General features: G+C 35.9%; 13 protein-coding genes, 1 riboswitch and 1 other annotated feature. Of the genes, 8 read left to right on the forward strand and 5 right to left on the reverse strand.

Going from position 1 to position 14,070, the window contains the following annotated elements:
• Window positions 1–166 precede the first annotated feature (166 nt).
• Window positions 167–250, forward strand: a riboswitch (SMK box riboswitch).
• The 4 genes from metK to IV36_RS00020 all read left to right on the forward strand — a co-directional run bounded on the left by metK (window position 248) and on the right by IV36_RS00020 (window position 6,862).
• A complete protein-coding gene (gene metK, locus IV36_RS00005) occupies window positions 248–1,438 on the forward strand; it encodes a methionine adenosyltransferase (RefSeq protein ID WP_056990145.1) in 1,191 nt (396 codons plus the stop codon). Its footprint overlaps the riboswitch before it by 3 nt.
• Before the next feature lie 50 nt (window positions 1,439–1,488).
• Window positions 1,489–1,709 (forward strand) — a binding site (T-box leader).
• 64 nt (window positions 1,710–1,773) lie between these two features.
• Entirely contained in the window at window positions 1,774–4,191 is a 2,418-nt protein-coding gene (gene leuS / locus IV36_RS00010) for a leucine--tRNA ligase (RefSeq protein WP_056990321.1), read from the forward strand.
• Window positions 4,192–4,466: 275 nt separating this feature from the next.
• Window positions 4,467–6,143: a putative polysaccharide biosynthesis protein gene (locus tag IV36_RS00015; protein WP_056990146.1), complete on the forward strand. Its 1,677-nt coding sequence runs from the start codon at window positions 4,467–4,469 to the stop codon at window positions 6,141–6,143.
• Window positions 6,140–6,862 carry a pseudouridine synthase gene (locus IV36_RS00020; RefSeq protein ID WP_056990147.1) on the forward strand — a complete coding sequence of 241 codons (723 nt, stop codon included), beginning with the start codon at window positions 6,140–6,142 and terminating at the stop codon, window positions 6,860–6,862. The genes IV36_RS00015 and IV36_RS00020 overlap by 4 nt, the downstream gene beginning before the upstream one ends.
• Window positions 6,863–7,145: 283 nt before the next feature.
• Here the strand turns inward: IV36_RS00020 and IV36_RS00025 are convergent, their stop codons facing one another.
• Complete coding sequence (locus IV36_RS00025; RefSeq protein WP_056990148.1) at window positions 7,146–7,991, reverse strand: NAD(P)H-hydrate dehydratase; 846 nt, start codon at window positions 7,989–7,991, stop codon at window positions 7,146–7,148.
• A 134-nt stretch (window positions 7,992–8,125) separates the two neighbouring features.
• Between IV36_RS00025 and pepV the strand changes: the two genes are divergently transcribed.
• The 3 genes from pepV to IV36_RS00040 all read left to right on the forward strand — a co-directional run bounded on the left by pepV (window position 8,126) and on the right by IV36_RS00040 (window position 10,294).
• Window positions 8,126–9,526: a dipeptidase PepV gene (gene pepV / locus IV36_RS00030; RefSeq protein WP_056990149.1), complete on the forward strand. Its 1,401-nt coding sequence runs from the start codon at window positions 8,126–8,128 to the stop codon at window positions 9,524–9,526.
• 158 nt (window positions 9,527–9,684) lie between these two features.
• A complete protein-coding gene (locus IV36_RS00035) occupies window positions 9,685–9,930 on the forward strand; it encodes a hypothetical protein (RefSeq protein ID WP_003690430.1) in 246 nt (81 codons plus the stop codon).
• Between the two features lie 82 nt (window positions 9,931–10,012).
• A complete protein-coding gene (locus IV36_RS00040; RefSeq protein ID WP_056990150.1) occupies window positions 10,013–10,294 on the forward strand; it encodes a hypothetical protein in 282 nt (93 codons plus the stop codon).
• 17 nt (window positions 10,295–10,311) lie between these two features.
• Here the strand turns inward: IV36_RS00040 and IV36_RS00045 are convergent, their stop codons facing one another.
• Both IV36_RS00045 and IV36_RS00050 read right to left on the reverse strand, forming a co-directional pair.
• The gene (locus IV36_RS00045) at window positions 10,312–10,761 is read right to left on the reverse strand and encodes a universal stress protein (RefSeq protein WP_082623677.1); all 450 of its coding nucleotides are present in this window, start codon (window positions 10,759–10,761) and stop codon (window positions 10,312–10,314) included.
• Window positions 10,762–11,090: 329 nt separating this feature from the next.
• Window positions 11,091–11,333, reverse strand: coding sequence for a hypothetical protein (locus IV36_RS00050; RefSeq protein ID WP_056990152.1), 243 nt, complete (start codon window positions 11,331–11,333; stop codon window positions 11,091–11,093).
• A 296-nt stretch (window positions 11,334–11,629) separates the two neighbouring features.
• Here IV36_RS00050 and IV36_RS00055 point away from each other — a divergent pair, with 296 nt between their 5' ends.
• On the forward strand, window positions 11,630–12,583 hold the full coding sequence (locus IV36_RS00055) for an alpha/beta hydrolase fold domain-containing protein (protein WP_056990322.1): 954 nt from the start codon (window positions 11,630–11,632) through the stop codon (window positions 12,581–12,583).
• Window positions 12,584–12,728: 145 nt separating this feature from the next.
• Here the strand turns inward: IV36_RS00055 and IV36_RS00060 are convergent, their stop codons facing one another.
• Both IV36_RS00060 and IV36_RS00065 read right to left on the reverse strand, forming a co-directional pair.
• Window positions 12,729–13,616, reverse strand: a complete 888-nt coding sequence (locus IV36_RS00060; RefSeq protein WP_056990153.1) for a peptidylprolyl isomerase PrsA — start codon at window positions 13,614–13,616, stop codon at window positions 12,729–12,731.
• Between the two features lie 149 nt (window positions 13,617–13,765).
• The gene (locus tag IV36_RS00065) at window positions 13,766–14,068 is read right to left on the reverse strand and encodes a hypothetical protein (RefSeq protein WP_056990154.1); all 303 of its coding nucleotides are present in this window, start codon (window positions 14,066–14,068) and stop codon (window positions 13,766–13,768) included.
• Between the last annotated feature and the right edge of the window lie 2 nt (window positions 14,069–14,070).

Genomic DNA, 14,070 nt, shown 5'->3' on the forward strand with positions numbered 1-14,070 from the left:
TTTATCACGCCTGCCTGTCACGCAGGAGATCGACGGTTCAAATCCGTCTAGGACCGTAAGTATTGGTATGTGTATAATGAGAAGCTTTCTTTTTGGGAAGCTTCTCTATTTTTTTGTGACTGTTGAAACAAAGCATTTATTAAATTAATAATTGTGATAGAATAATAAATGTTACAGCATATTCCCGAAAGGATTCATTAATGTGAAGCTGCCTTGTAACCAAAAATATTGTAATGGGGGAATTAATGTGTCAGAAAGACATTTATTTACATCAGAATCAGTTTCTGAGGGGCATCCTGATAAGATCGCTGATCAGATAAGTGATGCAATTTTAGATGCATTACTAGAAAAAGACCCGAATTCACGTGTTGCTTGTGAAACAACAGTCACGACTGGGTTAGTAGTAGTAGTTGGAGAGGTCTCAACAGAGGCTTATATCGATATCCAAAAAGTTGTTCGTGAGACTATTAAAAGGATTGGATATACTGGTGGAAAGTATGGGTTTGATGGTGATAATTGCGCAGTTATGACTGCAATAGATGAACAGTCACCTGATATCGCTCAAGGGGTTGATGAATCATTAGAGGTACGAAATGGTGATGTTGATCCACTTGACCAAATTGGTGCCGGTGATCAAGGTATGATGTTTGGATATGCCATTGATGAAACACCAGAATTGATGCCTCTACCCATCGCATTAAGCCATCGATTAATGCGTAAAATCGCAGAAATTCGTAAAAATGGAACGCTAACATATTTAGGTCCCGATGCAAAGGCACAGGTAACGGTGGAGTACGATGAAGAGAATAAACCTGTTAGAGTGGACACTGTTGTTGTTTCAACACAGCATTCTGAAGATGTAAGCTTAGAGACAATTCGAGCGGATGTAATTGATAAAGTGATAAAGTCGGTTATTCCTGCCAAATTGCTTGATAATGAAACAAAATATTTTGTTAATCCTACTGGACGTTTCGTCATTGGTGGTCCACAGGGTGATGCTGGATTGACTGGACGGAAAATTATCGTTGATACTTACGGTGGCTATGCTCATCACGGTGGTGGTGCCTTTTCAGGTAAAGATGCCACTAAGGTTGATCGCTCTGCTAGTTATGCAGCACGATATATTGCAAAAAATATTGTAGCGGCTAAAATTGCCTCACAAATTGAAGTACAACTTGCATATGCGATAGGCGTTGCCCAACCTGTTTCGGTTTCTGTGAATACTTATGGAACTTCAAAAGTAGATGATAGTGAACTAGTTAAGGCCATTAGAGAAATCTTTGACTTGCGGCCTGCAGGTATTATCGAAATGTTGAACCTGAGACGACCAATCTATGAACAGACGGCAGCATATGGTCACTTTGGTCGTACTGATATTGATTTACCTTGGGAAAAGACAGATAAGGTAGAAGAATTAAAAGCTAGATTAAATAGCTAACATAACTCTGTCTTGATTTTTATTTTTTTGTTTGTTAGAATTGACTAAATATTATTATGTTGAGAAGGATTAGTAGTCATTTTTCTTGTTTAAGAGAGTGCGTGTGTGGTGTTAACGCATACTTGATAGATGATGAACTCACCTTTGAATTTCTTGTTGAATAGATGATTTGTTTTAGTAGGCAAGGACGGTATTTCCCGTTATAAAATTAAGTGTCGACATTTTTAATTGTCGGAAAATAGGTGGTACCGCGATTGCATTCGTCCTATACAGAGCTCTGTTTGAGTTTGTATAGGGCTTTTTGTTTCAAAAAATAAAGAAGGATGGTTTTCAAATTGGGATATAATCATAAAGAAATTGAAAAAAAGTGGCAACACTATTGGGAAGAGCATAAAACCTTTAAAACGACAGAGGATGAATCTAAGCCTAACTATTATGCGTTAGATATGTTTCCCTATCCTTCTGGACAAGGTTTGCATGTAGGACATCCTGAGGGTTATACAGCAACTGATATTATTGCTAGAATGAAGAGAATGCAAGGCTTTAATGTTCTTCATCCAATGGGTTGGGATGCTTTTGGCTTGCCTGCAGAACAATATGCATTAAATACAGGACATTCACCAAGGGAGTTCACAAAAGAAAACATTAATAATTTTAGAAGACAGATTAAATCGTTGGGTTTGTCTTATGATTGGGAACGAGAAATCAATACCACAGATCCTTCGTATTACAAATGGACACAATGGATTTTTGAAAAACTATATGAAAAAGGATTAGCTTATGAAGATGAAGTAGCTGTTAATTGGAGTCCTGATTTAGGAACAGTAGTTGCCAATGAGGAAGTAATTGACGGTAAGACTGAACGTGGAGGATTCCCTGTAATTCGCAAACCTATGAGACAGTGGGTCTTAAAAATTACGGCATATGCTGATCGCTTGATTGAGGACTTAGACGATCTTGATTGGCCTGAAAATATAAAAGAGCAACAGCGTAATTGGATTGGACGTTCAATTGGGGCTAGCATTAGGTTTAAAGTTGCTGGATTTGACGATAAGGAAATTGAGGTCTTCTCAACAAGGCCAGATACTATTTTTGGTGCCTCTGCAATGGTTTTGGCTCCTGAATTAGAAATAGTTAAAGAAATAACGACACCAGAGCAAAAGGATGCTGTTGATGCTTATATCGAGGAAATTGCGCATAAATCCGATTTAGAGAGAACCGATCTGGCAAAAGATAAAACAGGGGTCTTTACTGGTGCTTATGTAATCAACCCTGTAAATGGTAAAAAGGTTCAAGTTTGGATTGCCGATTATGTTTTAGCTTCATATGGAACGGGAGCCGTTATGGTTGTTCCAGCACACGATGACCGTGATTATGAATTTGCTTCAAAATTTGGTTTACCAATTATACCAGTAATTGAAGGTGGAGATGTTTCGAAAGAAGCATACACGGGTGATGGGACCCATATAAATTCAGGCTTTTTGAACGGCTTAGACAAGAAACAAGCTATTGATAAGATTATTGACTGGATGCGAGACAAAAAGGTTGGAGACAAAAAGGTAAACTATCGTTTACGTGACTGGTTATTTTCACGTCAACGCTATTGGGGAGAGCCAATTCCTGTTATTCATTGGGAAGATGGTGAAACAACACTTGTTCCTGCAGATGAACTGCCTTTACGTTTGCCTAAGGCTACAGATATTAAGCCATCTGGAACAGGAGAAAGTCCTTTAGCCAATTTGGATGATTGGGTAAATGTTGTTGATAAGAATGGCCGAAAGGGTCACCGTGAAACAAATACTATGCCACAATGGGCAGGAAGTTCATGGTACTTCTTGCGTTATGTTGATCCACATAATCAAGGTAGAGTTGCAGATCCTGCTAAATTGAAGAAATGGATGCCGGTTGATTTGTATGTGGGTGGTGCTGAACATGCTGTATTGCACTTGCTGTACGCACGTTTTTGGCATAAATTCTTGTATGATATCGGTGTTGTCCCAACAAAGGAACCATTCCATAAGTTAGTCAACCAAGGAATGATATTGGGAGATAATCATGAGAAGATGTCAAAATCAAAAGGAAATGTTGTAAATCCGGATGATATTGTCGATAAGTATGGTGCCGATACCTTAAGACTTTACGAGATGTTTATGGGTCCGTTAGATGCATCTATTGCTTGGAGCACAGATGGCCTGAATGGTGCAAACAAGTTCATTAACAGAATTTGGCGCCTGATCATTGATGAGAATGATCATTTAAGAGATCGAGTTACAACATTGAATGATGGCAAACTTGATTTTATTTATAACCAAACCGTAAAAAAGGTTACAGAGGATTATGCAGCACTTCATTTTAATACTGCAATCTCACAATTAATGGTTTTCGTGAATGAAGCGTATAAAGCTGAGGCACTCCCATTAGAGTACATCGAAGGGTTTGTTAAAATGATTTCGCCAATCATACCACATGTTGCGGAAGAATTATGGACTAAGCTTGGTCATGTTGGTTCAATCACATATGAGAAGTGGCCAACATTTGATGAAGATAAATTAGTCGAGGATACTGTTGAAGTTGTTTTACAGGTAAACGGGAAGGTTCGTCAACATTTGAATGTCTCAAAACAAATTTCAAAAGAAGATTTGCAGAAGATGGCTTTGGATGATGAAAAAATTAAAAATGAAATCACTGGCAAGGATATAGCACGAGTAATCGTGGTGCCAGGGAAATTAGTTAATATTGTTGTAAAAAAATAATTTAGGCAGTGTGGCATAGGTCGGTAAAATTTGGATACTAATGCGAAATTACGGGCATAGTAAGTACTTGTTGCGTGTAACTCAAGGTTAGAGAGAATTTTGACTTTTAGTATACTTTTATTCGAAAAAAGCTGGGTCAAAATTTTGGCCTAGCCTTTTTATTTATCTAAATGGCTGAGGTAATTAACATTGATTAAATTATTATAACTAACATTGCAACTCTATTGAAATCAGTATAAAATAACAGAGTGATTTAGGAAAAGGTAGGAAAACAAATGGTAAATAGGTCACTTGACGAATCGGGGTATTCTAAGACCAAGGGTGAGAAGATTTTAGAGAAGAAAAATGAAACTGCGAAGGCAAAAATGTTACGTGGTTCCGCATGGATGACAATGGGGAGTATTTTCTCTAGAATATTAGGAGCGCTTTATATCATTCCGTGGTATGCATGGTTTGGAAAAGAAAATTTGGCGGCCAATAATTTATATACACAAGGCTATACCGTGTATAGTGTCTTCTTGATGATTTCAATTGCAGGTATTCCATCTGCTGTTTCTAAGCAAATATCCAATTATAATGGACAAAATGAGTATGCTTTGGGTCAAAGGCTTTATAAGAAATTATTATTGATTATGTTGGGGCTGGGAATCATCTCTGCTATTGTAATGTGGTTTGTTGCTCCGTTTTTATCACAGAACGATAAGAATGTTATTCCGGTGTATCGTTCACTTGCAATTGCACTAACAATTATCCCAACAATGAGTTTAACCAGAGGATTCTTTCAAGGATATCAGGATATGTTTCCGTCCGCTATGTCGCAGTTAGTTGAACAAATTGCGCGTATTATATACATGTTGGGAACCACTTTCATAATTATGAAGGTTATTCATGGGAAATATGTTTCAGGAGTTGTTCAGTCAACATTTGCAGCTTTTATAGGTGCAGTTGCCGGCTTATTGTTTCTAGCGTGGTTTTATTTTAAGAAGAAAGATGAATTTACAATATTGGCGGAACAAAGTGCAAATAAGCTTGATATCTCTGATGCACAAGTTATTAAGACTTTGTTATTTGAGGCAATACCTTTTGTTGTCATCAGTATTTCAACTACGGTATACAACTTAATTGATCAATTTACCTTTAAGCAAGCAATGTTGCACTTTACTAACTACGGCGTAACCACAATTAACGATCTCTACACAATTTTTGCTGGTAACTCAAATAAATTAATAATGATTATTATTTCGTTAGCATCCGCAATGTCGGCTACAGCAATCCCGTTACTTGCACAAGCATATTCAAAGCATAATCAGGAAGAGACTGCGACACAGTTAGCTGATGCAATTGAATTATTTTTCTTTGTGATGTTGCCTTGTTCATTAGGTATGGCTGCAGTTGCGAAGCCACTATACGTTGTTTTTTATCAATATAATTTTACTGGGGTCTATGTTTTAAGCTTCTCTGCATATGTAGCACTGCCAATTGGTTTGTTTATGGTCTTAGCCTCTCTATTACAGGGTGTGTACCAGAATGCAAAGGCAATTAAGTTTTTCTTAATTGGATTAGTAATTAAGATCGTATTACAGGTTCCATTGATACTTCTTTTCCATCCATTTGGTCCGTTAATGGCAACAGGAATAGGCATGGCAGTTTCAAGTTGTTTGATGCTTAGATACTTTTATTACAACCTACAGGTTAATATGGGCAAAATTATCAAAAGATTTGATCAATTATTGCTTTTCTCAATGATTGTGTTTGCTGTTGCACTGGGAGTAATCCAATTAAGTGATCTCTTCTTAAATCTGCAATATCGGATAACTGCATTTATAGTACTAATTGTTGCTGTGATTGCTGGCGGATTGGTCTATGTATATTTAACATTGAAAACAAGAGTAGCCGATAAGATAGTAGGAGATCGAGCTGCCGCACTTAGATCGAAGTTGAGGATAAAATGAGACTCGATAAATTTATTGCTGATGCGAAAGGATTGACACGTTCGCAGGCAAAAAAACTAATCAAGGATGGATCGGTTAGTGTAAATCAAAAAAAGATTAAACAAACAAAATATCAAATCGATGCAAAATTGGATGTTGTACAGCTGGAAGGTACAACGGTGATATATCAGAAATACAGTTACTATATGATGAATAAACCTAAGAATGTAGTTTCAGCTACTAGTGATGAGTCCGAGAAAACTGTGGTTGATTTGATTGCGGAAACTAAAAGAAAAGGTTTATTTCCAGTTGGCAGACTAGATAAAGATACAACTGGGCTACTGCTTTTAACGAATGATGGTGAGCTGGCACACAAACTATTATCACCTAAAAAGCACGTTACAAAAATATATCGGGCTTTGATTGCTGGTGAGGTTACAGAAGAGACGATTCAAATCTTTGCAAAAGGAATTACATTAAGAGATGATGAAACAACAAAACCGGCAATATTAAGGGTACTGGCGACTGATAGTAAGGAAAAAGAATCAAAAGTAGAAATAAGTATTACTGAAGGCAAGTATCATCAGATTAAGCGGATGTTTGGTGCAGTTTCAATGAAGGTCCAAGAATTAAAGAGAGTTCAAATGGGTAATTTGAAGCTTGACGAAAAAGTTAATCTTGGGGAATATCGTGAATTGACATCTGAAGAATTGAGTAATTTAGTTAAGAAAATTGATTAATTCTCTTAAAAAAGAATGTATTGATGAAACGAATCAAAGTAACTTAAAGCATAGGCACAAAGAAGATTAAGAATTGGATTGTAAATCAAAAAGGAAGACAAGTCGAGAGTTAACTTTTGACCTGTCTTCCTCTATTTATTTCGGATAAAATATAACTCAAGTCTTTTTCTTTAACACGAATTATTCGCCGAGGTACGCGTTACATTCGTAATTTCATGTATTAGTAATTTAAACTTGGCTGATTTATATAGCACTATCTATTTTTGAGAATCTTCATTTATAATCATGTGGTAACCGAAAGTTTCATAAATGACTGAATTTCAGCAATGATATCAGTAGGTAAAACAACATATTTTGTTGTACTAATTTTGTCGGCAATCGCACTGTGGGCGTAGACAGCTGCATCTACAACATAATCATAGTTTTTTAATTTGAATTGTGCAAGAAATCCTGCAATCATGCCTGCAAGTGTATCACCCATACCACCAGTTGCCATATATGGTCCACCAATTGCTAGTTGTGAAATTGAGCCATCTCTATGGTAGATTGTCGTGTGATACTTTTTTAGAACAACAGTGGATTGTAGTTTTTGCTGAAACAACGTATTTTTAATATCATCTTGTTCAGAAATCTTAATGCTACTTAAACGTTGCCATTCCATTTGATGTGGGGTAAGAATCGGATGCAATTCTTTAAGAAACGGGAAGAATTCATGATGTTCAGCAATCATTGTAATTGCTGAACCATCAATGATTAATTGTTGTTCTGGGGTTGTATGTTGTAGTACAATCTGTAAAATTTTCAAAGAATCCTCATTAGTTCCAAGACCAGGTCCAACAAGAATCACATCTGCTGTGGTTAGTGCATCAATTAGTTTATATTCAGAATCAAATGGAATGAACATTGCTTCCGGAACAATGGTATGAAGGGCTGTTAAGTTATCAAGTGACGTAGCACAGGTTGATAGTCCGGCACCACAGTGAATGGCTGCAGAGGTTGCTAAGATTATTGCACCACCAAATTGACTATTGCCGCCAACAGTTAGTACACGACCATAATTACCCTTATGACTTTCGGATGGTCTAGTAGTAATAATCTGATTCAAGATATTTTTACTAAGCACATGCATATCGGAATCCCCCCTAGAAAGAAAGTTCAACCTCATTATACAGCAAATCATTTTTTTGTTTGTAGTATTTAGTAATAATATCTGGATATCATGTGATAAAATTGTTGAATAGGACGCACTAAGGAGGAGAAGTAATGCAAATTGATTGGCAAAAAGAAATTGATCAAAGAAAAGATGCATTGTTAGCAGATTTGATTGCAATGTTAAAAATTGAAAGCGTAAGAGATGAAAAACTTGGGTCGAAAAACGCACCTTTCGGGCCTGGGCCACGAGAGGCACTGGACAAATTTTTAGAAATTGGGAAACGTGATGGTTTTGAAGCACTTGATGTAGATGGAATTGCAGGGCATCTTGAATATGGTACTGGTGCCGAAACAATGGGTATTTTAGCTCATGTCGATGTTATGCCAGCAGGAAAAGGGTGGAATACTAATCCATTTGAACCGGTAATCAGGGATGGAAAGTTGTTTGCGAGAGGCTCTTCGGATGATAAGGGACCTGGAATGGCTGCATACTACGGGTTAAAGATTATCAAAGAATTAGGGTTGCCAATAAGTAAAAAAGTTCGCTTGATCATCGGAACAGACGAAGAAAGCGGCTGGAGATGTATGACACATTATTTTGAGAAAATGCCACTTCCTGATTTTGGATTTTCTCCAGATGCTTTTTTTCCTTTAATCAACGGTGAAAAGGGAAATGTTAGTTTTAATGTTGATTTCCAAGGTGGAAATGGTACAGGAACGAAACTGTTGGATTTTTCTGCAGGTTTGCGTGAAAACATGGTGCCACGTGATGCAGTTGCACACATTAGCGGCATAGAATTTAAAAAAGTTAAAGAACTACTTGATAAATTTGCAGATGACAAGCCAATTGAAGCCGAGACTGTAGAACAAGATGAAAGAATTGAAATATCAGTTGTTGGAAAGGCAGCTCATGCTCAAGAACCAAAAAACGGTGAAAATGCAGGAACATATCTTGCATTGTTTCTAAAACAGGTTGAATTAGGGGCAGGTGCTAAACAATTTATTGACTTTGCTGCTGATTACCTGCATGAAGATTCAAGAATGGATAATTTTGATTTACATTTCTCTGATGAAATCATGGGTGATTTGACCATGAATGCAGGTATTTTTAACTTTGCTGCTGCCCAAGGAGGACGTGTGACCCTGAACTTCCGTTTTCCCAAGGGAATTGGTACAAGTCAGATTGAGGAAGCATTGACTAAGGTAGCAAGAGGAGTGAATGCACAAGTTAATACGACTGGTAAAATGCAAGAACCGCACTATGTTTCACCTGAAGACCCATTAGTTAAAACCTTGTTGGATGTTTACGAACGTCAAACAGGGAATAAGGGGTATGGAATGGTCGTTGGTGGTGGAACCTATGGTCGCTTGCTGAAGCGAGGAGTTGCCTTTGGTGCGATGTTTCCTGGAACACCAGATACAATGCACCAGGCAAATGAATATATGCTAGTTGAAGATATCTTAAAAGCAGCTGCAATATATGCTGAAGCAATCTATGAATTAATAAAATAAGAAATATTAGCTGAATTGACCTTCACTAAATGTAAATTCTCTTATTTTCTGTTAGAAAATAAGGGATAGAACAAGTAGTGGGGGGTTTTTATGTTTTATGACCTTTGAATTACCATGAAATAAGGGGTAAACTTAAGTTATGAAAAGGGGGATTTGGCATGCAAAAAGAATTTATGCATGAAATTGAAGCAAATATTTTGGATGAAGACGATACAACGAAGACTTTTTCTGTACCTAGCAAAAGAGAAAATTTACTAATCAGAGTAGATAAAGAAGTTATTTCTAAGTTGGAAAATGATTCAAAGTTTGAAAGAATGTTAAAAAACTTGCTTAAAATGAGTTCGAAAAACACAAAGAAGGAAGTAATAAACATAAACAAGCGCAATTATCGAATTTTTCTTTAATAATTATGCAAGTCCTTTGATTTATACTAGAGGACGAATATGATTAGAGTGAGTTGATTATAGTTGCAAAGGGAGGATACCAATGTTTTTGACAACCGGAGATATAAATCGAGCTTATATGATTGTAGGAATTGTTAACGCAACGGCAAAAAGGACTTTAACGCCAGACGAAATTGATGATGTTGATAATTTTGATGATTTATATGAAAAAGTTAAGACAAAGTTGATCGAACGAACCGTTTCCAGGGATGGTGATGGGATCGTTGCCGTGCATTTTAACCCAGAAATAGTCAGCATGGGTGTTGGCCCCAAATACATGGTTTTACATGGTTATGGGACGGCAATTAGTTTTCCTAAAAAGTGATTTTAGATGAGTTAATCCTAACGAACTGTTAAGATATCGCAAGTTGCGTACTTGTTCACATAAGCATAGACAGAACCTGTTAAAGCTCTGTGCAGATGGTTGAACTGTGGTTGACCAAGAACAATTAGATCATCACGATATTCTTCAAGAAAGTTCTCGCAAATTATTTTTCGTGGATCCCCAAAACGGATATGTGAATGAACTTGATACATGGACGAACCTTCAGCCAAGATTTCTTGGACAAGGTTCGCCATTTTTTTTTCATAAGTTTCCTTTAGTTGTTTCTTTTGTTGAGAAGACATTTCAGGTTGGAAATTGCCAAAAGCAAGTATTGTACTGTCAATAACATAGAGAATATCAAGCTGAATATTATGATTGCGTGTATAGTTTGCAGTTTTTTTAAGTGCATTCATTGAGTTATTACTCCATGATATTGGACATAAGATTCGTTGATAATTGTTAGACATTAAAAGCACTTCCTCTACATAATATTCAATCTGAGTTAAGCATATCATATTTGAAGAAATATGGTACCTTTACCTCGGTATATGAAGTTACACATATAAATAAAAGGCTAGTCTTTTGTCATATAGGCAATGTTACTTCCAACTTAGTTATGCATATTAATAACGTTTACGATATGTAGATAGATTAAGAAGAAGTTGAAAAGTAAGAAATGAAAAAGACAATTAATGTTTTACGGAAGTCACTGTGAAATAAGCCAAGCCATTTAAACCTAACATTATGCTATGTATAGTTTAGTGTATCTCAACAGATATGAGAAATACGAATTCAACTAAAGTGCAATGATTAGCGATGAACAATCACCGTTAGAGAGTTTACGCGCAAGTACAATTCCGTCAGGTGTTAGTGCTCCCGGGGTGAAGTTGACAAATCTATCTTCGATCCTATTAGGACAGCGAGTGATAAAATTTGCTTGGAATAGAAGCAACTCAATGTTACCAAGTTCTTGTTTTGAAACACTCCTTTTAGCTGCGTAAGTAATGACTACACGCTCATTTGGATTGGCATTGCCCATATCAGAATATGTAAGTAAAAAAATTAAAAAATCACTTATGAAACTATAATTTAATATTTTATCCACCTCAAGATTAAGAAAAATAAAATAAAAACAAACTGTACAAAATATTATTTAATAAAAATTAAAAAAACATGCTTAAAACATCTATAAATAAAAATCACGACGGGTTTCATTCTAGTATATGTGTTTAGTATTTGTCCATTATTTAGACTTAAAAAGTAGACTAAATTAGAAAGTTTGTGCTAGCCTAAATGTGTACAGTAATGAATTTTTTAGGAGATGAGATTGTGTCTATGAAGAAAGTTTTACTTACGACTTTAGCAGCATCAGCTGCATATTTGAAGTATCAGAGTGTAAGACAAAAGCGTAGTGTGCAAAGTTTAATGGTTGAACAGGGGTTAAAGAGTTTTTTACATGGACGTGATCCAAGAAAAACTTTGAATTTTGCAAGGTTTAATCATGTTAATTCTGGAACATATAGTATTCCCAATAAAGTTCAAAAATACCTTGACTTTAAATGGTTAGATATCGAGATGCAAGTTTTAAAGAGAGACAGCATTGTCACACCGGAAAAGAAAGTTATTTTTTACTTGCATGGTGGATCATACTGGTATCAGCCATTCGATTTACAGTACCGTTTTATAGCCAGATTGGCTGACCGAGTTGGAGCGAGTGTCGTTATGCCTATCTATCCAAAGGCTCCAGCATACGATGCTAACGATGCTTTATCAATGGTCATGAAAAGCTATCAAGAATTACTTGCCACCAATGGTGTTGAGGCAGAAAATATTATTCTGTTTGGTGATTCTGCAGGTGGTGGGTTAGCCGTTTCGTTGGTAGAACAACTGAGAAATGCTCAGATTGATCTTCCAAAACAAGTTATATTACTTTCGCCATGGTTAGATGTTTCTCTGGAAAATTCAGAAATTGCAAAAATTGCAAAGAAAGATCCACTTTTAAATTTAGAGGAATTACGATTTGAGGGAGAATATTATGCTGGATGTGAAAGCCTAAAGAATCCAATTGTTAGTCCGATTTACGGTGACTTAGCGGATTTGCCGCCAATAACTATTTTTGGTGGAACAAATGATATCTTATACCCTGATATGAAGCTGTTTACAGAAAAAGCAAAGCAAAATGTAAGATTGATAACGTATGAGGGCATGTTCCACGTTTTCCCATTTTTCCCACTGCCAGAATCGAAAAGAGCATACGAGCAAATTGTTGATATTATCGTCTCCCTTTAGTTAAATTAAATGTCAACTTGAAGTTGAATGGAAAAGTTTATGAAACACATCTGTTTATAAGTTATATGCAATCAAAAAAGGAGTTTAAGCCAACATGTGGCTTAAACTCCTTTTTGATTTTCACTAACTCATTTGTTGTCTAATTCTAGTTGCTTGAACTTGAACTTGAGCTACTTGACAGGTAACTTGAGAGAATGTCCTTCAAATCACTATCTTTGATTGATACATTTCCTTTTTTAAGAACCTTACCAATAACCTTTTGCAAAAGTGTAGAATCGTTCATATCGCTAGAAATAATTTGTGTCTTAAGTTCGCTAATGTGTGAACTCATCTTACCCTTAGCAGGTCTCTTGATTGATTTGATAACATGATAACCATAGCTTGTCTTAACAGGTGTTGTTGTATATTCACCCTGCTTCAAAGCAAAAGCAGCTTTTTTAAAGGCAGAAGCTAAAGAAGTATCTGTGTTATCAAATGCAGACAATTTACCACCCTTGCTCTTTGTAGCAGTATCAGTTGAATACTTCTTAGCAAGTTTTGTGAAACTCTCACCAGCTTGTAATTTCTTGATAATTGCTTCAGCAGTAGACTTCTTAGATACTAAGATATGAGCAACTGTAGTTTTAGGTTGGTAACTCTTCCACTGTTTCTTTAATTGCTTTTGAGTGATGGTCGTATTATCCTTTACAGCTTCACGAAGCAATAAATTCGAACGAAGTTGTTTTTTGAAACTAGACTTTGTCAAACTATTCTCTGAAAGTACTGTAGAAAATGAAGAACCATATTCACTTGCATAAGTATTATATTGTGCATTAACTTGTTTGGTTGTAACCTTGCTACCATATTGTTTCTCAAGGACCTTATCAAGAATCATCTGCTGTAAAATTTGTTTACCTGATGATGTTTTTTTCATACTGTCATAATATTCACTTTCGGTAATTTTACCGCCAGAAGTAGTCGCAACTGTCTTAGAACAAGCAGCTAAGCTGACAGTCATAAGAATACCTGCTAGTGCGAGAAGCCATTTTTTCATTATAAAATACACATCCATTCGTTTATTTTGCTTGTATTAAGATACAAATCAACGTTACTAACTATAACACAATAGTTAATGATGTTGAAAGAAAAGATAAAACTTACAAAAAAATTCATTATTTATTCACTTTGTTTTACGACTAATAATTACTTCGTATTTTTTTCCTGAATTTGAGAAATCCTGTCAAGATTATTCTGGATTTTGAATTGATATTCAGATAAAAGTGAAACTATTTCATCAATCGTTTGCTGTGAATTAGGTAATTCATTTTTAAGATTTTCAACATTTTCTGTCAGCCTTGCATACGCCCTTTTAACATTATTAGCCGATTCATATAGCTCTTTTGCTTTTTTATTATTGGGTAGAACAGTTTTTCGCCGAGACAAATACGCAATTGTTGAGACAATTCCAATTGCTCCCAAACAAATCAAAGCTTTTTTTCCGCTCATAG

Origin of the sequence: Liquorilactobacillus mali, assembly GCF_001437155.1 — a bacterium.
In the GTDB taxonomy this organism is placed as follows: domain Bacteria; phylum Bacillota; class Bacilli; order Lactobacillales; family Lactobacillaceae; genus Liquorilactobacillus; species Liquorilactobacillus mali_A.

Coding starts and splice junctions, on each gene's coding strand:
- IV36_RS00050 (WP_056990152.1), bottom strand. CDS start 11,333: ATGGGCAATGCCAATCCAAATGAGCGTGTAGTCATTACTTACGCAGCT.
- IV36_RS00065 (WP_056990154.1), bottom strand. CDS start 14,068: ATGAGCGGAAAAAAAGCTTTGATTTGTTTGGGAGCAATTGGAATTGTC.
- IV36_RS00055 (WP_056990322.1), top strand. CDS start 11,630: ATGAAGAAAGTTTTACTTACGACTTTAGCAGCATCAGCTGCATATTTG.
- IV36_RS00045 (WP_082623677.1), bottom strand. CDS start 10,761: ATGTCTAACAATTATCAACGAATCTTATGTCCAATATCATGGAGTAAT.
- pepV (WP_056990149.1), top strand. CDS start 8,126: ATGCAAATTGATTGGCAAAAAGAAATTGATCAAAGAAAAGATGCATTG.
- IV36_RS00035 (WP_003690430.1), top strand. CDS start 9,685: ATGCAAAAAGAATTTATGCATGAAATTGAAGCAAATATTTTGGATGAA.
- IV36_RS00025 (WP_056990148.1), bottom strand. CDS start 7,991: ATGCATGTGCTTAGTAAAAATATCTTGAATCAGATTATTACTACTAGA.
- IV36_RS00015 (WP_056990146.1), top strand. CDS start 4,467: ATGGTAAATAGGTCACTTGACGAATCGGGGTATTCTAAGACCAAGGGT.
- IV36_RS00040 (WP_056990150.1), top strand. CDS start 10,013: ATGTTTTTGACAACCGGAGATATAAATCGAGCTTATATGATTGTAGGA.
- IV36_RS00060 (WP_056990153.1), bottom strand. CDS start 13,616: ATGAAAAAATGGCTTCTCGCACTAGCAGGTATTCTTATGACTGTCAGC.
- IV36_RS00020 (WP_056990147.1), top strand. CDS start 6,140: ATGAGACTCGATAAATTTATTGCTGATGCGAAAGGATTGACACGTTCG.